At 64.8% G+C, this 21,782-nt stretch carries 16 protein-coding genes, 1 other RNA gene and 2 pseudogenes; 11 read left to right on the forward strand and 8 right to left on the reverse strand.

What is annotated here, in order from left to right; genetic code table 11:
* The first annotated feature begins 7 nt into the window (after positions 1–7).
* The 7 genes from EET10_RS07595 (at position 8) to EET10_RS07630 (ending at position 8,070) form a co-directional block, all read left to right on the forward strand.
* Positions 8–853, forward strand: coding sequence for a maleylpyruvate isomerase family mycothiol-dependent enzyme (locus EET10_RS07595; protein WP_063466366.1), 846 nt, complete (start codon positions 8–10; stop codon positions 851–853).
* Positions 854–939: 86 nt separating this feature from the next.
* Positions 940–1,307, forward strand: a transfer-messenger RNA (tmRNA) gene (gene ssrA / locus EET10_RS07600).
* 103 nt (positions 1,308–1,410) lie between these two features.
* Positions 1,411–2,889, forward strand: a complete 1,479-nt coding sequence (locus EET10_RS07605) for a tyrosine-type recombinase/integrase (RefSeq protein ID WP_036404094.1) — start codon at positions 1,411–1,413, stop codon at positions 2,887–2,889.
* Positions 2,890–2,927: 38 nt separating this feature from the next.
* On the forward strand, positions 2,928–4,580 hold the full coding sequence (locus EET10_RS30630; RefSeq protein WP_246013611.1) for a hypothetical protein: 1,653 nt from the start codon (positions 2,928–2,930) through the stop codon (positions 4,578–4,580).
* A 212-nt stretch (positions 4,581–4,792) separates the two neighbouring features.
* Complete coding sequence (locus EET10_RS07620) at positions 4,793–6,664, forward strand: hypothetical protein (RefSeq protein WP_246013612.1); 1,872 nt, start codon at positions 4,793–4,795, stop codon at positions 6,662–6,664.
* A 31-nt stretch (positions 6,665–6,695) separates the two neighbouring features.
* Positions 6,696–7,082: a hypothetical protein gene (locus EET10_RS07625; RefSeq protein WP_246013613.1), complete on the forward strand. Its 387-nt coding sequence runs from the start codon at positions 6,696–6,698 to the stop codon at positions 7,080–7,082.
* Positions 7,083–7,323: 241 nt separating this feature from the next.
* Positions 7,324–8,070, forward strand: coding sequence for a DUF5131 family protein (locus EET10_RS07630; protein ID WP_036404088.1), 747 nt, complete (start codon positions 7,324–7,326; stop codon positions 8,068–8,070).
* Here the strand turns inward: EET10_RS07630 and tcmP are convergent.
* Both tcmP and EET10_RS07640 read right to left on the reverse strand, forming a co-directional pair.
* Positions 8,067–9,080: a three-Cys-motif partner protein TcmP gene (gene tcmP / locus EET10_RS07635; protein WP_342774141.1), complete on the reverse strand. Its 1,014-nt coding sequence runs from the start codon at positions 9,078–9,080 to the stop codon at positions 8,067–8,069. The two genes, EET10_RS07630 and tcmP, sit on opposite strands and share 4 nt — an antisense overlap.
* Before the next feature lie 206 nt (positions 9,081–9,286).
* Entirely contained in the window at positions 9,287–12,895 is a 3,609-nt protein-coding gene (locus EET10_RS07640) for a DEAD/DEAH box helicase (protein ID WP_246013614.1), read from the reverse strand.
* Positions 12,896–13,123: 228 nt separating this feature from the next.
* Here EET10_RS07640 and EET10_RS07645 point away from each other — a divergent pair, with 228 nt between their 5' ends.
* Positions 13,124–14,371: an AlbA family DNA-binding domain-containing protein gene (locus tag EET10_RS07645; RefSeq protein WP_122502028.1), complete on the forward strand. Its 1,248-nt coding sequence runs from the start codon at positions 13,124–13,126 to the stop codon at positions 14,369–14,371.
* 396 nt (positions 14,372–14,767) lie between these two features.
* On the opposite strand, the pseudogene EET10_RS07650 reads toward EET10_RS07645, so the two are convergent.
* Positions 14,768–15,112, reverse strand: a pseudogene (locus tag EET10_RS07650) (type II toxin-antitoxin system PemK/MazF family toxin).
* On the opposite strand from EET10_RS07650, the pseudogene EET10_RS07655 reads away from it, so the two are divergent.
* Both EET10_RS07655 and lipY read left to right on the forward strand, forming a co-directional pair.
* Positions 15,071–15,393: pseudogene (locus EET10_RS07655) on the forward strand (hypothetical protein); the annotation flags it as partial. The pseudogenes EET10_RS07650 and EET10_RS07655 sit on opposite strands and share 42 nt — an antisense overlap.
* A gap of 178 nt (positions 15,394–15,571) precedes the next feature.
* Positions 15,572–16,780 (forward strand): triacylglycerol lipase LipY, encoded by a 1,209-nt coding sequence (gene lipY, locus EET10_RS07660; protein WP_423793570.1) that lies wholly within the window; start codon positions 15,572–15,574, stop codon positions 16,778–16,780.
* A 160-nt stretch (positions 16,781–16,940) separates the two neighbouring features.
* On the opposite strand, the gene EET10_RS07665 is transcribed toward lipY, so the two are convergent.
* The 5 genes from EET10_RS07665 to EET10_RS07680 form a co-directional block, all read right to left on the reverse strand.
* A complete protein-coding gene (locus EET10_RS07665; RefSeq protein ID WP_122502029.1) occupies positions 16,941–17,600 on the reverse strand; it encodes a hypothetical protein in 660 nt (219 codons plus the stop codon).
* A 65-nt stretch (positions 17,601–17,665) separates the two neighbouring features.
* Complete coding sequence (locus EET10_RS07670; RefSeq protein WP_036404080.1) at positions 17,666–19,459, reverse strand: serine/threonine-protein kinase; 1,794 nt, start codon at positions 19,457–19,459, stop codon at positions 17,666–17,668.
* Between the two features lie 102 nt (positions 19,460–19,561).
* Positions 19,562–20,323 carry an alpha/beta fold hydrolase gene (locus EET10_RS07675; protein WP_036404078.1) on the reverse strand — a complete coding sequence of 254 codons (762 nt, stop codon included), beginning with the start codon at positions 20,321–20,323 and terminating at the stop codon, positions 19,562–19,564.
* Positions 20,320–20,469 carry a hypothetical protein gene (locus tag EET10_RS30165; RefSeq protein WP_218028442.1) on the reverse strand — a complete coding sequence of 50 codons (150 nt, stop codon included), beginning with the start codon at positions 20,467–20,469 and terminating at the stop codon, positions 20,320–20,322. The genes EET10_RS07675 and EET10_RS30165 overlap by 4 nt, the downstream gene beginning before the upstream one ends.
* Before the next feature lie 18 nt (positions 20,470–20,487).
* The gene (locus tag EET10_RS07680; RefSeq protein WP_244601881.1) at positions 20,488–20,736 is read right to left on the reverse strand and encodes a hypothetical protein; all 249 of its coding nucleotides are present in this window, start codon (positions 20,734–20,736) and stop codon (positions 20,488–20,490) included.
* Between the two features lie 271 nt (positions 20,737–21,007).
* Between EET10_RS07680 and EET10_RS07685 the strand changes: the two genes are divergently transcribed.
* Positions 21,008–21,706: an MspA family porin gene (locus EET10_RS07685; protein ID WP_051490574.1), complete on the forward strand. Its 699-nt coding sequence runs from the start codon at positions 21,008–21,010 to the stop codon at positions 21,704–21,706.
* Positions 21,707–21,782: the final 76 nt, after the last annotated feature.

Here is a 21,782-nt window from a genome sequence, read left to right on the forward strand (position 1 = left end):
TCCGTCCATGGCCGATCGTCCTCTCACCCAACTCGACAAGCCCGACGTCCTGGCGGGATTGTTCGCCGTATGGGACTCCCTCGATGCGCTGCTGGGCGGACTGAGCGAGTCGGACTGGCAGGCGGCGAGCCCGCTGCCCGGGTGGGACGTCAAGGCGGTGGTGTCGCACATCATCGGTACCGAGTCCTTCCTGCTCGGCATCGGCGCACCGGAGGCCGACATCGACGTCTCCACACTCGAGCATGTGCGCAATCCCATCGGAGTGATGAACGAGAGCTGGGTAATTCATCTCGGCGGAGAGTCGGGCACCAGTCTGCTGGAGCGGTTCCGCGAGGTGACCGCCAAACGCCGCAAGGCATTGGAGAGCATGCCGGAGGCCGACTGGAACGCGGCGACCACGACGCCGGCAGGCCCCGACACCTACGGGCGCTTCATGCGGATCCGCACCTTCGACTGCTGGATGCACGAACAGGACATCCGCCAGGCGCTGCAGCAGCCGTCCTCCGACGAAGAGCTGGGTGGTCAGGCTGGCGAGCTGTCTCTCGACGAGATGTCCACCAGCATGGGATTCGTCGTGGGCAAGCTGGCCAAGGCACCTGCGGGCTCCCGGGTGCTGTTCGAGCTGACCGGCCCCCTGGCCCGTACCATCCGGGTCAGCGTCGACGGCCGGGCGCAGGTGGTCGAAGACTTCGGCGGACAACAACCGACCGCGACCATCCGGCTGGATGGACTGCAGTTCACCAGGCTCGCCGGCGGTCGTCCGATGAGCTCTGCCCGCAGCCAGGATGTGGAACTCGGTGGCGACGAGGATCTCGCCGGGCAGATCGTGAAGCGTCTGAATTTCGTGATCTGATCGGGAAGATAATCCCGTTGCCGGTTGTTGGTAGACGCGTACCATTGATTGTCTTGCCGGATGCCGGCAAGGGTGCTCGAAGACATGGGGCTGAACGGTTTCGACTTCGCGCATCGAATCAAGGGAAGCGTGCCGGTGCAGGCAAGAGACCACCGTAAGCGTCGTTGCAACCAAATAAGCGCCGATTCACATCAGCGCGACTACGCTCTCGCTGCCTAAGCGACGGCTAGTCTGTCAGACCGGGACCGCCCTCGACCCGGACCCTGGCATCAGCTAGAGGGATCAACCGATGAGTTCGGTCGCGGGACTCGTCGGGACACCAACAGCGACTGGGATCGTCGTCCTGGCTAGTTCGCGTGACCAGGAGATCCGAGCAGAGGCATAGCGAACTGCGCACGGAGAAGCCTTGAGGGAATGCCGTAGGACCCGGGTTCGATTCCCGGCAGCTCCACTTTTGAAGTACAGATAACTTCATATCGAGAACCTCCTTGCCGACGAGCAGAAGTGTCATACCCGTGGAGTACCACTGGATGCACAGTCGGCAAGGAGGTTTCTTCATGCGGATAGTCGTCGTCCAGAGAAGCGCCCATGCGGGCGAAACACTGCGTGCTCCCCATGGCGCGGCATCGCTCCCGTGGTCATCGGTTGTGGAAACGCTCGACCGACACGATGTTCCCGACGGACTGCCGTTCATCGTCGACGACGATGGCTCGCTGAACGGTTGCGACCGACTCAACACCTACCTGCTGACCGCGTGGCGTCAACGCGCCTATGACCTCGACAGCCTGCGGACCTTTCACACATACCACCTCGCCCGGCTGCTCCGGTTCGTTCGGGCGCGCCGCGGCGGGCAACTGGTGGACCTCACCGCCGCCACTACCGAGGATCTGACCGCTTACCGCGATGCCCGCCAACAGGAAGTCCAGGACACCACGCTGGCCACCGAGTTCGGCTGCTTCTCCTCCTTCTTCTATTTCGCGACCCAGGTCGGCTGGATGGAGAAAGACCCGATCCCTCGCTGGGGCCGCAACAACCGCAACACCCTCATCTCCCGGACGTGGCGCGAGCGTCAAGCACGCTTCCTCAAGGCGGCCCAGACCAAGCACTTCCTCGAAGTCGGCCTCCGCGGTGACGGCTACGACAGGGAGGGTGCGCCCGGCTACCCCGAACGGGACTATGTGTACGGGTTGCTACTCGCAACCACAGGCCTACGACGTGAGGAGTGCGCATTTCTCCTCGACGTCGAGGTGCCGGTCCCAGAGACGATGGGCGCTGGGTCCCTCCACGTCTTCGACCGGCTCGGCAAGAAGCAGGTGGTCCGATCCATCTACATCACCGCGCAGGTGGCCCACGCCGCCGACCTCTACCGCCAGAGTGAACGACATCGCATCGTGCAGTCGGCCCAACGCAGCCTCCGCGCCAAGGTCCGTGACGGCTCACTACTGGTGATCGACGATCTGTTCGAGCGGCGGGGAAAGCCCTACGTCGCTGTTGGATCCCAGCGCATTCCGCTGGTCCGGTTCACCAACAAGCATCGCGCCAAAGCCGTCCGGCTCCTCGACGACGGCACCATCGACCCACTCGCATTGTTCGTGTCCCGCAGCGGACTCCCACCTGGACTCGAACGCTGGAACCAACTCTTCGCCGATGCACGTGAGCGCGTACGCCGCTGCGGCCACCGAGATCAACCGCCACGCCACGTTCACGTCACACCGCACACGATGCGACATTCCTACGCCGTGCGCATGCTCGCCGCGCTCATGAAAGAAGGACGGCAGCGCGCCGGAGATCCCTACCTGCTGCTGGCGAACCCGGTGCTGACCGTGAAGGAACTCCTCGGCCACGCCAGCGTCAAGACCACCATGCACTACCTCCACGCCGCTGAAACATGGACCGAGAATGTCCCGACCGCCCTAGCAGCGACCGCAGCGGAACTCGTCGGCCACACCGATGACGACTACGGCCCCGACCCGGAGTCGATCGAGGACGACTGGGATGAGCCCGAGGCCGATCCAACCGGAGTAGACATCCGATGAGGGGCTCCTACTCGACGCCAGATGGTCCCATTGAGTCTGTGCCGCCGGTTGTACAGAACGCTGACCAGTTCACCTTCGAATGGTCCATCTATGGGGACAAGAGGTCCAAGACCATCAAGCCTGCCTCGTTCGAAACGCCGGTTATCGCAACCGAGTTAGCCGCGACTTGGGTCCAGGTGCTCAAGGAATTCGCCCGGTTTGAAGCCTCACTGACCTCCGGACTCCTGGACCTGCTGCGGTCGGTGGGAACGTTGCCACTGACCGACGACCAGAAGAGCAGATTCGCCGTGCACGATCTGCGCCGGGCACATCTGGACCTTTGGGAACTCAATATGCTGGCTCGCCACCGAAAGGCGCAGTCAGACACCGCCTACCGCATGGTTGTCCATGTCTTCGCTCTCCTCCGACGGCACGAAGACGACCACCCTGGTGCGCTGCATACCGAGGTCACCGATCGATTAGCGCGACAACCGCGCCTGTGGCACCACCGCAACGAGGGAATTCCGGCGTTAGGCGAGGAGGAGACCCGGGCGTGGCGCCGGTGGGCGTACCAGAAGGTGAAAAGTGCTCTGGCATTGCCGGACCGGGGCATCAGCGACATCGACGTTCAGACCGCCACGCACGTGCTGCTGAGTCTCGCAACAGGCGAGCCACCAGAGGTACTTCGCGCCCTGACCGTTCACGACATCGAAGTCACTGCCGTCCATGCAGCGGGGGACAACGTGACTGGGTTGTCACCGATCGACAGACTTGGCTACCTCGCCGAGAACGACCTCATCGAACTGCTCCGGGTGCGGTACACCAAGAACCGCGCACATGAGACCTACGACGAGGTGTACGCCCGCCGCGACACAGCACCGTTCACCGCGTTTCGATGGGCGTTGATGCTCAACGCCGCTGCTCGCGCCGACTCCGGCAATCCGTTACTCATCCTCATGAAAGACGAACGAGACATCATCAAACAACCACCTTGGCGGAGTGATCCATACCTACTGTCTGCCATTGCCGCGCGGAACAGCCTTCCGCTATCGGGTCCGAACCAATGGGCACGGCTGCGCAAGGTTGCCACCACCCGCGAAGTGCTCGCCGACCCCAAGTCCTACCTGGCGAACGGGCGCCGCCATTCCGCGAAGACCTTCTTCGGTCACTACACCAACAGCACTGTTCTCCGCGGCGAAGCCGGCCGCATTCTCATCGACAGCGTCAACGACATGTTCGACAGCGCCATCGGCGGTCCCACCATCGTGACCCCGGACGCGGAACAGGCCATGCGAGCCGGAGTCGACGCACCCGGCATCGACCCGGGCACCGCCAGCGCCCTTGTGGCTGGCCAACTCGATGGACCGCACGCCGGGTGCCGCGACCCCCTCGACAGCCCCTACGAGAAGAAAGGCACCGTATGCACCAAGTCCATCACCGGCACCTGCTTCGCATGCCCCAACGCTCTCATCACGCTGCACCACCTGCCAGCCGCCCTCGCGATCCAGGACATGGCACATCCCGACCGCGCCGCCGACCCAAGAACCTGGCAGACGCACTGGAAACCCATTTACGACACCATCACTGAGGTAGTGCTGCCCGCCTTTACCCCCGAGCAGGTCCAGCAAGCTCGCCAGCGGGCGAATCTGACACCCATCGACGCGGGCGTTTTCAACGACATGCGCGGCATTCAGGAAGACGCGGACTCATGACCGCCGGAACCTTCCCGCGAAGCTCCGCCACGTCGTGGAGGAACCCCTTCGTTGCGGCGATGCGCGTTTGGCCCCATCTTTCCGACAGTCCGCGTTATGGCGACGAACCGTGGGATCTCGCCCTTGTAGCCAACCGAGTCAACATGGGAGAGCGCTACATTCACTTCGCCAGCGCTCCGGATAGGCACCGCACGACCTTCAAGAACGTTCTCATGACGGTCGCAGCCCCCGACCGCGAAGTCGTCGTAGAGGCGGGCGTCGTCCGCCGCGGCGATGGAACACCACCAGCAGGGTTATACGACTACTTTCGCAAGCTTGTCGTGATCGCCAAGTGGTCCGAGGACAACGGAATCGCCCGCTTCGCCGAATGGATGCAGGCCGACGCCGATCGTTTCCTCGATGACCTTCGCACCGGCCAGCATCGGGCGGGCGGCGTTGGACTCGGCGCGACGAGTATCCGTGGTTACGTCACCGCCTTACGATTGCTCCGAGAGTGCCAGGCAGTCCTGCCTGATGCCCTTTCCTTCTTCCCCTGGGCCGGCCGCAGCGCCGCCAGCATCAGCGGTGAAGTCACGCACACCGAGAACACCACGCCGCCCCTCCCGTGGGTAACCTGGGCACCGCTCATCACTGCATCATGGATCATCGTCGACCGATTCGGCGATGACATCATCGCCGCCGCCGAGATTCGTGCTGCGCTTCCGAAGGAGCCAAGGGGGCCAGCTGGAGCAAACGCCTACAACGCCCTGCTCCACTGGACCGAACAGGGTGGACCACTGCCGCTTCACACCGGATTCGGCCGCACCAAACACCAACGAGGAGAGCCGAATACGACACTGCTGGAACGACTTCTCGGCATCAACGCCAATGTCCTCAACCGGGCGAGCCACCAATACATGCCGGACGCGGCGGCACTCATCGCAACCGCTGCGGCTGACCCGCAGCGGGCGACTTTCGGAGGACTGCACGCGCCGACTGCCGTCGTCTCTCACCCGGACGGGACAAGCAGCACGTGGGTGGAGGAATTGGGCCTCGGCGAAACCGAATATCTCGAAAGTGTGCTCCGCGCAGCGTGCTACGTCCTGATCGCCAGCCTTACCGGCATGCGCGACAGCGAGATCCAGGAACTGACACGCGACAGCCACACCACCAAGGACGGTCTCTCCGCCCTCAAGAGTATCCAGCACAAGGGCAACGGCAATCCTGGCGGCGAGCGCCGAACATGGTGGGCACCCCGACCCGTAATCCGCACCGTCGAGGTGCTGGGCAACCTGGCCAGACACGACACACACCTGTTCGCCCGCAGCAGTCGCAACGCCGGTTCCTACATTCCCAGCCGCGACATCGCCAGGCTCATCGCATTCGTCAACGATGACCCCGCACAACGGCCCGGGCGTGGACGCGGACTCGGACTGGAACACATCGCGATCCCGAAAGGCCAAGCCATCAACGCGACCTCCCTCCGACGTGCGTTCAGCGTCTTCGCCACCACCCGCCCAGGAGCCGAACTCGGACTGGGAATCCAACTGGGACACAGCGCTTGGCGAATGACCACCGGGTACATGAGCGACGGACAGCAACGCGCCGTGCGCCTCATGGACGACGAACGTAAACGCGTCCTGCACCGCGACGCTGCCGCGCTGCTGCAGGACGACAGCCCTGTGGCCGGGCCGGCAGCTCACCATGTCACCGGGTTCCGCGCACAGATCATCGCTAACCCTGACCGCGCCGATCGGCTCACCGCGATGCTCGCGGAGCGACTTCATCTGGGGCTCACCAACGACTGCATGTGGAACCCGGCAACCAGTAGCTGCGGCGGCGACCGCCCAAAGCTCGGCGACCACGTATGCGTCGGTGTCGACTGCACCAACGCCTTACTGCGGCCAGCGCACATGGGCGTGATCGCCGGTGCCATCGACCGCATCGACACATATCTCGATGAACAGCGCGGCCATCCGGCCCTCATCGAGCAGATGCGCCGAGACCGCGCAAACCTCGCCCGAATCCGCCGCGAACTTATGGCCGCCGACGATCCGGACGACCTCTACGACGACGATCTGGACCAGGAGAACGGACATGCCTAGCCCGACCCGCAAGCGCGTCAGCGATGCCGTGATGCAGGCCATCGCCGACGCCATCACCACGATTGAGAACAGCGCCGACATGCCGCGCACGAAACGGCAGATCGAAGCGATCACCGGTAGAAGCCACGACGCCGTCGCCCGCGCCTTCGTTCAAGACCGAACCGAGAACAGCCGCTACCGGCTCAACAGCCGTTTCGAACGGCTCACCGCGAACCTGACGAGGGGCGACAGTCTCAACGACGCAGCAGTCCGCAACGACCGGCAGATCATCGCCGAACTACGCCAGAAGAACCGCGACCTTCACGACCAACTCGACCGTTTCGCCACCGCGCTGTTCGCACGGCACCTCGATTGCGACACCGAGCGGCCCGAAATCGAACTCGTCACGCGTATTCGGAGAGGGCAGCGCCGGGAGTGACTGGCCGCACCCGCAAGGGCGTCGGAGTCTTCATTTTTCGAATACACACCGCATTACTGGATTCACGAGCCATATTTCCCACACCGTGCCGGATTCGGCGCGTATCGGAACCCCGCGGGTACCCGGTGGGGTACGGCAAAATAACCACTTGCGACACACCGGCCACAACTGCATCGCCGCACATGTCGGTGCCGGACCATAGGGTGACGAGTGCATAGGACCAGAGCTGAGGGAGGCCCCGATGGCGGATCGTTCGGCGATCGAGTGGACCGAGGCCACCTGGAACCCCGTCACCGGCTGTGATCGCGTCTCCGCTGGCTGCGACCACTGCTACGCGATGACGCTGGCCAAGCGGCTCAAGGCGATGGGCTCGGCGAAGTACCAGGTCGATGGTGACCCCCGTACCTCCGGCCCCGGCTTCGGTGTGACGGTGCACCTGCAGGCGCTCGGCGAACCGTTGAAGTGGCGAACGCCTCGGGTCGTGTTCGTGAACTCGATGTCCGACCTGTTCCACGCCCGGGTGCCACTCGACTTCATCCGCGACGTGTTCGACGTCTGCCGGGACACCCCGCAGCACACCTACCAGGTGCTAACCAAGCGCAGCCTTCGCCTACGCCGATTCGCCGACAAGCTCGACTGGCCGGACAACCTCTGGATGGGCGTGTCCGTCGAGAACGCCGACGTCCTCAGCCGCGTCGACCACCTCCGTGAGGTCCAAGCCGCGGTTAGGTTCCTGTCCTGCGAGCCGCTCCTCGGCCCGCTCGACGGCATCGACCTCTCCGGCATCGGCTGGGTGATCGCGGGCGGGGAGTCCGGACCCCGGTACCGGCCGATGGAGCTGTCCTGGGCGCGCGGGATCCGCGACGCCTGCAACGACGAGGGTGTGCCGTTCTTCTTCAAGCAGTGGGGCGGCCGCACACCGAAGGCGTTCGGCCGCGAGCTCGACGGTCAGCTGTGGGACGAGATGCCCACTGCCGCAACCGGTTAGGCGTGGTCGTCGTTCGGCACGTACCGCATCGGTTCGACGGGTGGTGCCAGCGGTTCACGGACGGGTGCCTTGGTGGTCAGCTCGACGAGTTCGGCTGCCCCGAACAGGCCTTCGTCTCTGTCCTTCGCGACGCGACGTTCGACTTTCTTGGTCGTGCGCATCTTCTCAAGCGCTACACCATGCTTAGCGAACACCGACTCCATGATCTTGTTGCCGGTCGCGTTCGCTGACGCGAAGATCACGGTGTAGATCGGATGCCCGGTCGTGTTCGTGAACTCGAGTGGAATCGTCGTCGCGTAGCCCAGCTCCTTCTCCAGGCGCCAGCGCATGAGGTTCACCAGTTCGTTGCGGAACTGCTCGGCGTTCAGCACCTGATCTCGCCGTGCTAGCCACAGTTCACGCCACTGGGGCGTGCCGAACATGCGGTCCACCCGCTGTGCGTACTCCGGGTCGGGTTCGTCGCCGGTGAACTGGAGGCCTCGGGGCAGCAGCGCGTGGCCGAAATAGAGCCACAACTCGACCTTGAAACCCCGCTTGTTCTGCCGCCAGTTCGCTAGGTATCGGATTGTGTCCCAGGTGATTTCGGCGCTGAACTGATCGACCATGGCGAACACCGCCGCGCCGCGCCGCCAGCTGTAGTCGTAGGTGTTGAGGTGCTTCGGGATCTCGACGTTGCAATCGCCCGGGAGGACGACAAGATCACGGTTCGGGTGCGCGGCCTCCAGCTTCTTCCGCAGGGTCTCAGCGGTGCGCTGCTGGAGCTCGCAGAGCACGACGCGATCGAACGCCGGGTCCGTGGACAGCGCCCGGTGGCCGGAACCGAGGATGACGTTGCCGGTGCCGCGCTCGAAGTTGTCGGGGGCGCCGGCGAACAAGTCGAGGTACAGCGTGTACTTCGCCGTCTTCGATGCCCGGGTGAACGCGTTCAGGTAGTCCGAGAGTGCTTCCAGCTTGATCCGGGACCAGGGTCCCCAGCCTCGACCGCTCACGGCTCCGCCTCCTGATCCCACATCTTTGTGGGCCTCGTCCGAAGCGTAGGCAAGGTTCGCTGCCCGCCGTGTGCAGGCACGCCGCGCGGGCGTCAATTTCCCACCGGCCGGGACTCAGCCGGGCGCTGTTCATCCAGCTGGCCCGGTAGGTCTTGGAGACGGCGGTTCTGCCGCCACGATCTGTCGGTCCCCTCCAGCCGAGAGTTCCGTAGGCGACGTCGAGGCCGTCATCGATCCCGAGACTGGTTACGGGGACCGGATCGTGGCTTCCATTCCCAACCGGGCAGCGTGACCAGCCGCTTCCGGCGCTCTTCGCTTAGTTGTCCCTTAGAGTAGCTTTGCCGCTGCGTTGCGACCCATGAGCCGAGCCTGAATCCGCTTGCACTGGCGTAGCTCTGGGGCGGGCAGGTGTGGCCGTTCTCGTCGGCGTACTGCTGAAGCTGCGCGTAGCCCCCCTCCCACCAGGCGTCCCGGACCGACACAGCCCAACCCGGTAGCGTCGCGAGCCGCTCCTTGCGATCCGCATGGAGCGAGTCCCAACCGGACCGTTGCACAGCTACCCACTGGCCCAGCTTGAATCCGTGGAACATGTAGTCGGCGGGCACTAGCGCGGTGCCGTTCTCGTCGACGTAGGCGGTGAGGTGCTCGAAGCCCTCCTCCCACTGCGTGACCTTGATGTTCAGCGTCCACCCGGGAAGCTGCTCCAGGCGGCGCCGACGGTCGTTGTCGAGCGTGGCCCAGTTCTGCCGCTGTGTGTTGACCCATGTCCCGAGTTTGAAGCCGTCCCGGATGTAGTTGCTCGGCGGCTGTGCGGAGCCGTGTTCTTTCGTGTACTCCGAGAGGTGGTGGAACCCGTCCTCCCAGAACGCAGTTCGGCTGTCCAACGTCCACCCGGGGAGTTGTTCGAGTCGCCGCCGGCGATCGTCGCGCATCGACGCCCAGGTGGATTTCTGATTCGCCACCCACGCCCCGAGCTTGGTGCCGTCGGGAGAGACGTACTGCTGGGGAACGCGCGCGTCGCCGTGTTCGGCCACGTACTCCTCAAGCCGGCGGAACCAGTCCTCCCACCAGTCACCCCGCGCATCCAGCGTCCACCCCGGAAGCAGTGCGAGCCGCTGCCTCCGGTCTTCGCTGAGCTTGTCCCAGATGCGCCGCTGGACGCTGACCCACTTTCCCAACCGGTACCCATCGTCGGCGACATACGACTGCAGAACCTGTGCGCTCCCCGTGGATTCCACGCACTCGACGAGGTGGCGATAGCCCGTGTCCCACTTGTCGTCACGAATATTGAGCGTCCAACCCGGCAGGGCCTCGAGGCGTTGCCGTCGCTCTTCGGTGAGCTGGTCCCAGGTGCGTCGCTGGCGACGGATCCACGACTCCACGTCGATGCCATCGACCAGCAGACCGCGGGGAGGGTTCGCGTGGCCGTTCTCCGCCGCGTAGCGAGCGAGCGCGGTGAGCGACGTCTCCCACAGCGCCGCGCGGGCGTCGAAGGTCCAGCCCGGGAGTTCCTCCAGAAGTTGCTTGCGATCAGCGGGCAGGGTCGTCCACTTCGTGCGCTGCTTCCCGACCCACTTTCCGAGCCGGTACCCGTCGTCGCAGACGTGGTCGTCGCGAATACCCGCGGTTCCGTGCACGGCGACGTACTCCCGGAGGTGCCGGAACCCCTCCTCCCACAGATCCGCCTTCGGATCCCAGCTCCATCCGGGCAGAGCGTCCAGAAGATCCTGCCGTTTTTCGCTCAGGCGGCCCTTCGATCGCTGGAGCCGCTGCGTCGTGACCCACGTGCCGAGCCGATCACCGTCATCAGTCACATACGCCTGCAGCACCAGCGCCGTCCCATGCTCGTCCACGTAGCGCTGCAGCAGTCCGAACCAGAACTCCCACGGCCCGCTGGTCTGCTCCACCAGCCTGGTGTCGAAGGCGTCAACGAACGCAGCTCCGACATGGACGGGCACGTCGAGGTGGATCTTGTCCGGCAGCTTCGGCACACCACCACCGCGGCGTCCCATCTCCCGCCGCAACGTGTCGATCTGCTCCGCCAAGTCGTCGTCGTGCGCCCGCAGCGCCTTGATCACATCCCAGACCGGCTCGAACACGGAATCGTCCAGTGCGGCTTCGGGATCCGCCTCGGTGTCGATGAAGACGGGGATGACGATGGTGCCAACCGTCTTGTCGTCCGCCTTGCGGATCGCCCGACCCACCGCCTGGACGATGTCCACCTCGGAACGCCGCGGGTCGATGAACGCGACGCCGTCGAGGGTGGGGACGTCCACCCCTTCAGCGAGGCACCGCGCGTTGGCGAGCAGCCCACGTTCGCCGTCGTCAAGGCTCCGCAGACGTTGCAGCAGCACGTGGCGTTCGCCAGCCGTCATCGCCCCGGACGCGTATCGGGACCACAGTCCGCCGGCAGGGCGTTGCCGAGCCGGCATCCAGCCAATCACGTCGGGCATCTCGGTCGCGAACCCCTGCGCTCTCGCGACCCGGGAGTGGAAGCTGATGACGCGCCGCAGGTCGTACTTGCGCATCGCCTTCGCCAAGCCGATCTGCCCGGCCAGGGAGCGAGCGTCGGTGATCTCCTCACCATCGCGGGTGACCAGGGTGCCATTGTCCGCGTAGGCCCGGTAGGTGGCGTCGTCGACCCCGACGATCGCCACCTGGTAGTCGGTGAGCAGGTTGCGGCGGATGGCCTCGCTGAATCCCAGCCGGTGGAACAGCGGGCCGAACTTGGTCTCGTCGTCCATCGAGGCGACTTCGAGATCTTCCTCGCCCGCGGCCTTGATGACCCGGCCGGTGAAGTACCGCGGCGTGGCGGTCATGAACAGCCGCCGGTGTGCTCTGATCCGGTCGCCGTCGAGCACAGCCGAGAAGTCCGAGGACTGCGGCCCCGCGCATCGGTGCGCCTCGTCGGCGATGATGAGGTCGAACGCTGGCACCCTGCCCAGGCTGAACGCGTCGGCGATCCGCGGCGATGACTGGTAGGTGCAGAACACGACGCGGGGACCGGACCGCTTGCGGAGGAACGCGGCGATCTCGGCGGGGTCGGTGGTGACCGGTAGGCCCAGTTCGCTGACATGTTCCACGGGGATGTCCTCATTGCGTGACACCGTCTCGTCCGAGCACACCGGCAGCGCCTCGACTCCCCGTCGGCCCTGCGTCTGCCACACCCGCATCGTCTGCTTGAGCAGCGACAGCGACGGGACCAGTACCAGGGTGCGTTGCGCGTCGAGCTCTTGGGCGATGAACTGCGCGGTGAGTGTCTTGCCGGTGCCGCACGCCATGATCAGCTGCCCGCGGCCGCCGGTGTCGAAGCCGGTAACCACGGCGTCGATCGCCTCGCACTGATAGCCATGGGGCTCAGCGGGTTTCGGGGGCGGTGAGGGCCGAAGGCGCCCCGGGTTGGCCGGCCAGTTGACATCGGCGGTGAGCAGGTCGCTGAGTCCGACGATGCCGACCGGCTTCTCCTGGGCGTCGATTGTCCTGCGGCCGTTCGGGCTGAGCTTGTCGGTGGTCGCAACCAATAACCGGTAGGAGAACACGGCCCGGGAGGACTCCGACAGGAACGTATCCACGTCGGCCTTGGTGACGGCGTACTGCGGGTCGTACGCCTTCGCCTGGATCGCCCAGAGCCGCCCTGCTTGGTCTTCGGCGACCAGGTCGATACCGGCGTCCGCGCTCCACCGGCCGGGCCAGTCGTCCCACAGCCAGACCTGTCGAAGGGCAGTTCGGTACTGCGGGTCGTTCATCAAGTACCAGCGGCAGATGTGCTCGAACTGCCTGCCCCGTACGCGCGGGTCCGCGGCAAGGGTGACGACGAGGTCAGCGAAGGCCGGCACGGTGAGGGAAGTTACTCCGAGCGAGCGACATCTTCGCAGCACCATCCCGGAAGCCTCAATCCGCCGGTAGGACGCATCACAGCCACCGCGTCAGCTCCGCCTAATGCGGCGCGCTGGTCCCGCGTAGGAAGCGGTGCCAGACCCAATCCCGCAACGTCCGCCAAACGACTCCAGACTCGCCCTCAGCTCCGACGAAGAATGTGGTCGACGAGTGCCTACCCTTGTCCGGTGAGTTTCACCGCCCTGCACCGTAGTCTCGGTCTCGCTCCGAGCGCGCTGACTGATGAGATCCTCGATGCCGCAATCACAGCGGGCGTCGTCGAGACGGACGACCTCGACTGGAAGTCGGAGCTCCCGCCCGCGAAGGGCCTCCCACAGACCGACTTCCCCAAGGACATTGCGGCCATGGCGAACAGTGGCGGCGGCGTGATCGCGTACGGCGTCGAAGAGGACCAGAAGGCGGCGACCGGCCGCAAAGACACCGGGATTCTGAACGAAGTCCACGAGCGCGCCCTCCACAGCGCTGCGATCACGGCGATCACACCGCCGGTGTTCGGACTCGAGATCCACCAGCTGGGCACCAATCCCCGCGCGGTGGCGGTCATCGTCCCCGCCAGTGTGGACGGCCCGCACCTGATCTACCGAGGCGAGTATTTCGGCGCTCCGGTCCGGAACAACGCCGACACAGTGTGGATGAAGGAGCGGCAGATCGAAGCGACGTACCGGGCACGCTTCGATGAGCAGCGCCGGTCCAATGAGTTGATCGACTCGCTGTACGTCGAGGCCACAGCGGGCCGTGACACCGCGAACCGCGCGTGGCTGATTGCCGTCGCGCATCCGCGCATACCGGGCGCGCTCGTTCGCCCCACGCGTGAAGAGGCGCAAGCGATATTCAAGCAGGCGGAGAAGATCACGCTCACGTACTCAAACCGCAACGGTATACATCCTCTCGAGAACATCGACCGCCTCAACCCGCGGCCGGGCCTGCGGCGGTGGGTCGCACCCAACAATGCCACCGGCGAAAGTTCGCGGTGGCGGGAGGCGTGGGCGAGTGTGCACCACGATGGATCGGTCACCCTGGCGGCGGCAGTCGGCGGGCACAGGAAGAGCAGTGGTGAGAACTTTGAGGGCTGGGAGGTCGAGGCCCGGGGGATCGAAGCCGCCATCGCGGACTTCACCGCCCTCACCCGTGCAACAGCAGCAGCACTGCACCACGGGGAGTACGACGTATGCGTAGGCGTCGCATGGACAGGCGAGCGGCCGCTCGCGGTACTGACCATCGACGGGCACGGATTCATTTACGACGGGGCCTCGACGCCGCTATCGAGCTACACGCCAGTGCGGTCGACGATCTACACGGCTGCCTCTGATGCGGAATTCCATCAACAGGTGCACGACCTCGCGCAGGACTGCGTCAACCAGGGCGGGATCACCCATCTGCACGTGATCACGGATCCAGATCCGACGGAGGCGTAGGGCCTGCTTTTCCGGCGTCGGCCATCACGCAAAGTCGAGTGAACAACCCGCCGAGGAGGCCGCAACGACGGCAGCCTAACTAACACCCACTGGACTCAACTCGGACCCACTTGCGCGGTCTGGCGCGGTACGCAAACGTGTCGGAGGCGTGTGTGTGCAAGACCGCGTGGGAGACGCGCTCGCGGAGTGGAGCGCGATCGGCGGAGTCGCGGTGCCCGAGTGACCTACCGAGGCCGGAAAGTGGCTCGACCTATGGAAGACAATCCTGGTCTTCAACTCGGATTGAACGGCGTACGGATGACACGGAAGACTCCCTGAATATGACAGTTAGCTCCACCAGTTGATGGGCCGGGTGGGCGGCCCATTTTCGGGCTACAGCCATCACAGAGACCCCCGTCACAGACCGAGGTATCGCGCCACGGCGTGTTCCACTCGGCCATTTCGTCGGCCATTTCGTCACGGTCCAGATAGTCGACCGGATCGCCATGCACATAGACGATGCACAGAGACGATGTCGATCGTCCGGATCTGGTCCACCAGGAACCGTGTCTTTGCACCCATGATTTCCAGCTCTGGGCGGAAGACCGCAGGCTGGGCCTGTGTCGACGTCGGTACTACAGTTACGACACGCCACGGCATCGAGCCGGGACTGATGACCACGGCGTAGCGCCGCCCGCGTTGCTCGTGCCCGCGCTTCGCATGACCGAAGTCGACCCGGTAGACCGCTCCGCGCATCACCACGCGTCCGGTTCGGTGGAGACGTCCTCGTCTCGAAGCCGCTCAGCGTCGGTGCGAGCCTGCTTGATCCACACTTCCCGTTCCAGCAGCTGCAGTGCCCGCCGGATGACGTCGCTCTTGCGTTCGCCGCTGCGCATTGCGGCCTTGATGATCTCTTCATCTTTTACAGTAGGTCGGAAGCCGATGGTCGCCGTCATGACGACGAAGATATGCCGACGTTGCACAACCGTCGAGCAATTGTTCAACGCGCAATCGGCACCCCGACGGCTGTGTTCGTCATCTCCCTGACCCGTTTGAAGCGAACAGCCCGGCCATCGCTACCAGACATCCCACCGCTTCGGGGGTTCTTCCTAGGTGACGTCCACCTGGCAGCCGGTTTCCGGCAAACCGCTACGTGATGACCCGGCCTCGTCATAAGCTCCGGCTACTCGGAGATCGGTATCGGCTGGGCAACACGACGGGTTGCCCGAAGGGTGGAGCGGCACGGTGTCGTATGTTTTTGCGTTTCCCGAGCTGATGTCCGGCGCGGCCACAGATGTGGCTTCGATTGGTTCGATGGTCGCGACCGCAAACCAGGGCATGGCCACTGCCACCACTGCGGTAGTGGCCGCAGCCGAGGATGAGGTGTCAGAGGCGATCGCGGCCTTCTTCTCCGCCCACGGCCGGGACTATTTGGCCCTCAGCGCGCAGGCGGCGGCTTTCCATGAGCGGTTCGTGCAGGCATTGACCGGCGCTGCCGGGGCGTATGCCACCGCCGAAGCGGCCGGCGCTGCGCCTCTTGCGACCTTTGAGCAGGCGGTGCTCGGCATCCAGCTGGAAATCCAGCAGATCCCCACGACGATTGCCGCCGGATTCAGCTCCGGGCTCGCATCTTTGACTTCAATCCCGGGTAATCCACTCCTGATGCTGCTTGCCAGCGACATCCCGCCGCTGTCGTGGGTGTTGGGCAACTCCCCGCCGCCACTGTTGAATTTGCTGCTGGGGCAAACGGTGCAGTACACCACCTATCAGGGGATGAGCGTCGTGCAGATCACGCCGGCCGCTCCAACCGGCGAATACGTGGTTGCCCTGCACGGTGGCGCGTACATTCTCCCGGCCTCGTTGTTCCACTGGATCAACTACTCGGTGACGGCCTACCAGACCGGCGCGACCTTCGAAGTGCCGATTTACCCGTTGCTACAGCAAGGTGGTACCGCTGCAACGGTCGTTCCCCAAACAGCCGGGTTCATCTCGTCGCAGATCGCGCAACACGGAGCCCAGAATGTCAGCGTGGTCGGCGACTCCGCGGGCGGCAACCTCGCACTGGGGGCCGTCCAATACTTGGTCAGCCAATCCAAACCGGTACCTTCGTCGATGGTGTTGCTGTCTCCGTGGCTGGATGTGGGGACTGGGGGACTCGGCGCGGCGTGGGCAGGCAATCTACCTGCGAACAACTATCTGGTGAGCCCGCTGTATGGGTCACTTGACGGTCTTCCGCCGACGTATGTCTACTCCGGCTCGCTGGATCCACTTGCACAACAAGCCGCCGTCCTCCAGCAAGCAGCGTTAGCCCAAGGGGCCCCGATGAGCTTCGCCTTGGAACCCGGCGGAATTCACGACTGGATTCTGCTGACTCCGGGCGGGTTGTTGTACTGGCCGCAGATCAACCAGCAACTCGGGATCGTGGCCTGAGCGCAGGGTGCTGAACCAGCCGCCGTCAGGACTGACGCGCGACGGTCACGGGGAGAGGCCGATAACGGTTCTCCCCATACGAATTGAGCGACGAATTGTGCGCTACGGCCGGTCGGTGCGCTGGTGCGCTGGTGCGCTGGTGCGCTGGTGTGCTGGTGCGCTAGCCATCGCTTGCGCGGGCTTTTATCGCGTCCTGAGAGATGTAAACGTCGAATGCACCGGGCGCGGCGATGACAGCGTTGCCGTACGCAGCGCGAACGAACGGCTTGGTCCACCACTTTCCGCCGCGCATGTTGTCGAAAAAGTCACCGTCGCCGCCGTTGAGCATGATCTGGTGCTGTGTCGGCGACACCCCGTCGAGGCGTTGACCGAACAGGCGGGTCACCTTGTAACCGGAATGCATGCCCAGGATATTCACCCAGTGCTGGAGCTCGACAATGCCGGCCTGTAGCGCCCACATGTCGCCCTCGACATCGTAAGTCTGATGGGCAGATGCCTTGCCCGCGTCATCGTAGAGCGTGAGATCGACGTTGAGGCGGTGCGCCTCGTTGCCGACCGCCGTCGCCACCACGTGAGCCGCTTTGACTTCGCCAGTCAGACCCACATACGTCTGGACCAGTGTGGCGAACCAGAGCAGCAGAATCGAGACAACCAGTAGCACAACGCCGCCGGCCGCTCGTCCGGGCCGGAATTGCAGTCGGCGTCCCCGCGGCGCCGACTCCGCTGAACTCGAATGCACAGTCCGGCGTCGCCCGACCACGGCCGACAGCAACATCAGCACGGCGGCAACGGCCACGCCGGCCAGCACGATCTGCAGCACGCCGAACTGGTGAGGGTAGGTCCCAACCCCAGTTGTACCCGCTCACGTCTTACGGAGGAGAAACTCTACCCAGCCGCCCGCAGGGTGATCTCGGAGATTGCCGTCCGGCTCTCGCCGTTGGTGGTGCCCAAGGTGGAGATCCACACCAGCACATTGGAAGTCTTATCCCGGTCATGCACCGGGATAACGTTGTGCCCCGGTTGCAGCGCCGTGTTCGGGGTCAGCGCGGTGGTGTCGGCCAATTTGGTCGGGGTCTGGCTGGGCGACGAACGGATCTGCACCTGGGTTCCCGTGCTGGACACGTCGATCGTCACGGCGCTCAGCGCGGTCGGCTGGGACAGGTGCAGCAACAGCCCCATCCCCTCGATGAACTTCGGAAAGGGGACCGCGTCCCGATAGGTGACGGTGGACCACGCCGTGTTCGGGTTGCCGTCGATCGCCAAGCCGGCCTGCTGCGGATTGTCGGGGGCGCCGTCGGGTGAAAAGACGGTTGCGCTGACCGGCTTGACGATTGGTCCGGGTCGGGTCCGGCCGCCGAAACCGTCTCTGAAGTACACAACGGCCGCCGCGGCCAACACGATGACACCGACGACGGCGACGAGCGCAGCGATCCACAGTTTTCTGCGTTTCGGCGCCTTGTCTCGCGGCGGTTTGGCCGGCATCTCCGGCGGGCGTCGTCTCGGACGAGCTCCTGCAGACAAGTTGACGATTTTGTCGGCGTCGAGGGTCTGACCGTCCCACAGACCGGTGATCTCGACCTCGTCCCCATCCGCGAGCTGACCCGCTACGAGGTCAGTTTGTATCTCGACGGAAAGCGGATCCCGCCCGTTGCCCAGCGGCTCATACGGGACTACTTGAAACGACAAGATCCCGACCTGAGATTGAGCTCCGGCCGCGCTTTGCGTGACGGCGCGTGCGGTCCCGTGAACAACCAGACGCTCGAGGCGCTGGGTGGCCGGACGTCCGCCCGAACCGAGGTCCTCGGCGGGACCCGGCGCCGCCGCCAAAGCGGCATCGCGGCGGGGGCCCTGCTGCGTGAGAGCCAGGGCGAACTCGGTGCACGTCGGGTACCGCTGGCTGGGATCTTTGGCCAGCGCCCTTGCCAGCACGGCGTCGAGGTGCGCGAGCTCGGGTCGGCGCTCCGAGATCCGCGGTGGCGGCGTATTGAGATGGTTGCTGACGACGACGGCGCGATTCGAGTCCTGAAAAGGTGGGGCGCCAGTTAACAGGTAGAACGTTGTCGCAGCCAGCGCATACTGATCTGCGCGGCCGTCAAGTGGCTTGCCCAGCAGCTGCTCGGGGGCCACGTAACTGATGGTTCCGATGGCGACGTTGACGTCGGTGAGGTTGCTGACGTCGTCGATTCTGCGAGCGATGCCGAAATCGGTTAACAGCACCCTGCGCCGGTGGCCATCGGGCGCGGTCACCAGGATGTTCTCGGGCTTGACGTCACGATGGAGCAGACGTCGATCATGACCGAAGTCCAGCGCATCGGCCACCGCCGTCACGATTTCCGCGACGTCTTGCTCTGGCATGCCGTCCGGGTAGCGCTCCCGGACCAACCGGCCCGCGTCGGTGCCGTCCACGTACTCCATCGAGATCCACAGCCGGCCGTTGAACTCGCCACGATCGAGAACGCCGACGATATGGGGGTGCCACAGCGTCGCTGCCAATTCGGCTTCGCGCTTGAATCGCGCCTGAAACTCCTGGTCTGCTGTGGCGGCCAAGGACAACACCTTCAGCGCGTCGTGACGCGGCAGACGGGGATGCTGGGCGAGGTAGACCTCACCCATCCCACCGGTGCCGAGGAGGCGCTGAATCACGTAGCCAGCGAATACCTCGCCGTTGTCGAACGGCATGCCCGAAAGCCTACAAACCGGCGCGGCCGGGTCGCGAATCCCGCCGATGAGGTGCAGGGTTGGGCCACGCGGCCGTCGCGTCGACGGTGACCTCTGAAGCAGTCACAGCTCATCCAGAAATTCGCGCACCGCGACGTTGAACGCTTCGGGCTGGTCCATGTTCGCCGCGTGCCCGGCGTTGTCGATGACCACTTTGCGCGCCGTGGGGATCTTGCGCGCCATGTAGTCGGCCCCGGCCAGGTAATCGGTGTCCTGGGCGCCGACGATCACCAGGGTGGGCACCGTGATGCTGTCGAGCGACGTGATCACCCGAGCGTCCTTTTGCGCCATGACGCCGCGGGCGGCGCGCGGCAGCCCCTCGGGATGCTCATGCACCGCCTGCGTGAGTTCCGGCGAGACGTCGGCGGGCGCGTCGCCCCGCTCGAGTTGCCGGGCGCGTCGTTGCACCCACGCGTTCCACTTGGCGCGGGCCTCGTCGTTGCGGTAGCCCGGCCCCGTATCGACCAGCACCAGCGCGGCCACCCGCTGCGGATGGACGAGGTGGAAGGCCAGGGACAGGTAGCCGCCCAACGACATCCCGCCGAGCACGGCCCGGTCAGCCCCTGCCGCGTCGAGGACGGCCGCCATGTCGGCGACGCTGAGCTGCTCGGTGTAGGCATCCATGTCGTCGGGTGCGTCGCTGCTACCGTGGCCGCGCTGGTCCCAGACGATCACCGGCCGGTCCACGCTCAGGGCATCGACGTTGGGGTCCCACATGGCCGCGGTGGCGCCGAAACCGTGCGTGAGCAAAACCGGCACACCCCGCGCCAGCGGATTGTGCACCCGGAAGGCCAGCGTGACTCCGTCTCGCTGCAGTCGGTTCACGGCACCACCTCGGACCAGTGCTGGATGGCCGGGTAGAGCGCGTCGTGACGGGAAGCGACCAGCGCCGCACCGGGCCCGTCCGCCGGGTGATGATGCCCTCTACCTTCGTCTTGCCGGGTCCAGAGTCGACGGGTCAGCTGCTGCACGTCAGACTCGGCGCTAAACTAAAATCCGTTCTTTTGGCACTTGACAGTTCGGTTCTGACAAACCATTCCGATACGGCCCCAGTCTTGCTCGACGCCTCCTGCTTTGCCCGGACGTAGCACCTGCGGATCCTGCGTGAATATCGGGGTGAAGAGAAAATCGTCGATTATGGCAGGCATGTCATCGTCTGGGTCTGCGGAAGCGATGCCGCTGCCGCCTAGCAGAGCCGTCACCCCTATTCCGGTGCTGGCTATCAGGATGGCCAGCACTGTGCGAGCGAACCTGTGCAGGGTCATTGATCGCCCTCTCTGCCATCTGCGCCATCTGCCACGAATCCCTGGCTATGCCTGAAGTTTACTCGCCAAGCACCTTTGGGCATTCCGGCAAACAGGAACTGCGGGGCCACCAGTGGTGAGCGACGCAGCCGTTGCCAGACTGCCTCTTCTGAATCGCAAACCGGCGACAAACGCGCAACAACTCTGATTTCGTCAACCAGCAAAGCCGTGAGGAAATGAGGCGGTGCTTAGCGTATCGGCTGTGATGCCGATTTCCGCGGTCGTTCGCCGTGCTGCGGTTCTGGCCGTGTGCCTCGTCATATCGATGACCGCGCCGTCGGCAGGTGCCCAACCCGACGCCGAACCCCCTCCCGGTGCAGTGCCACCGTCCGACGGGTCGGTACCTCCCGGCGCACCGGCTAGGGTGAACACTCCTGACGGCTGGGTCCTGGCCCTCGGCGCGAAGGACGAGAAACACGTTCCGGTGGCGCCGCTGACCACCGCGCTGTCCTCCCGCGAATACCTCTCCAGCGGAATCTTTGGCGCTTCGCTAACCGGGCCGGAAGACCCCCGAGGCGTCCTGGAGGTCGGGTACGAGATCGGGTGCGGGATCGACCAGAGCACCTCCAACGGCTTCGTCATGGCAAATGGCAGCGGAGTCTCTCCCTCGCTCGCCGCCGAGCTGCCGCTGGGTCCCGGCCAGCCGCCGATCGTGATACCGCTGGCCAATGGGCAGTACAACAACGTGGTCAGCGTGGGCCTCAAGCCCGGATTCGTGGTCATCGTGCCGGTGGTCCGGAAAGAGTTCAAGGGGCCAAATCCCTGGATTATGATCAGCGACTTCCATATCAAGATCGACGGGTGCGTCGGCCAGTCGTTCATCCGCTCTTATGCGACCATGACCCGCATTACCGATGAGTCCGACGTGGTGCTGTCCTACGTCGGTTCCACCAAGGCCGTCTGATCGCGGTTGCCAAGACGATTGTCGTTCTGCGCCTGCAGGAATGAGTCCGTGGACGCGCGCTTCTTCGACGTCACCG

The organism is Mycobacterium pseudokansasii (genome assembly GCF_900566075.1).
GTDB classification, from domain to species: Bacteria; Actinomycetota; Actinomycetes; order Mycobacteriales; family Mycobacteriaceae; genus Mycobacterium; species Mycobacterium pseudokansasii.

What these genes read in the sequence shown, in the direction of transcription:
- EET10_RS07595 (WP_063466366.1), top strand. Translation starts at nt 8, where the DNA reads ATGGCCGATCGTCCTCTCACCCAACTCGACAAGCCCGACGTCCTGGCG.
- EET10_RS07605 (WP_036404094.1), top strand. Translation starts at nt 1,411, where the DNA reads ATGCGGATAGTCGTCGTCCAGAGAAGCGCCCATGCGGGCGAAACACTG.
- EET10_RS07620 (WP_246013612.1), top strand. Translation starts at nt 4,793, where the DNA reads ATGACGGTCGCAGCCCCCGACCGCGAAGTCGTCGTAGAGGCGGGCGTC.
- EET10_RS07625 (WP_246013613.1), top strand. Translation starts at nt 6,696, where the DNA reads ATGCAGGCCATCGCCGACGCCATCACCACGATTGAGAACAGCGCCGAC.
- EET10_RS07630 (WP_036404088.1), top strand. Translation starts at nt 7,324, where the DNA reads ATGGCGGATCGTTCGGCGATCGAGTGGACCGAGGCCACCTGGAACCCC.
- EET10_RS07670 (WP_036404080.1), bottom strand. Translation starts at nt 19,459, where the DNA reads ATGCCGTTCGACAACGGCGAGGTATTCGCTGGCTACGTGATTCAGCGC.
- EET10_RS07685 (WP_051490574.1), top strand. Translation starts at nt 21,008, where the DNA reads ATGCCGATTTCCGCGGTCGTTCGCCGTGCTGCGGTTCTGGCCGTGTGC.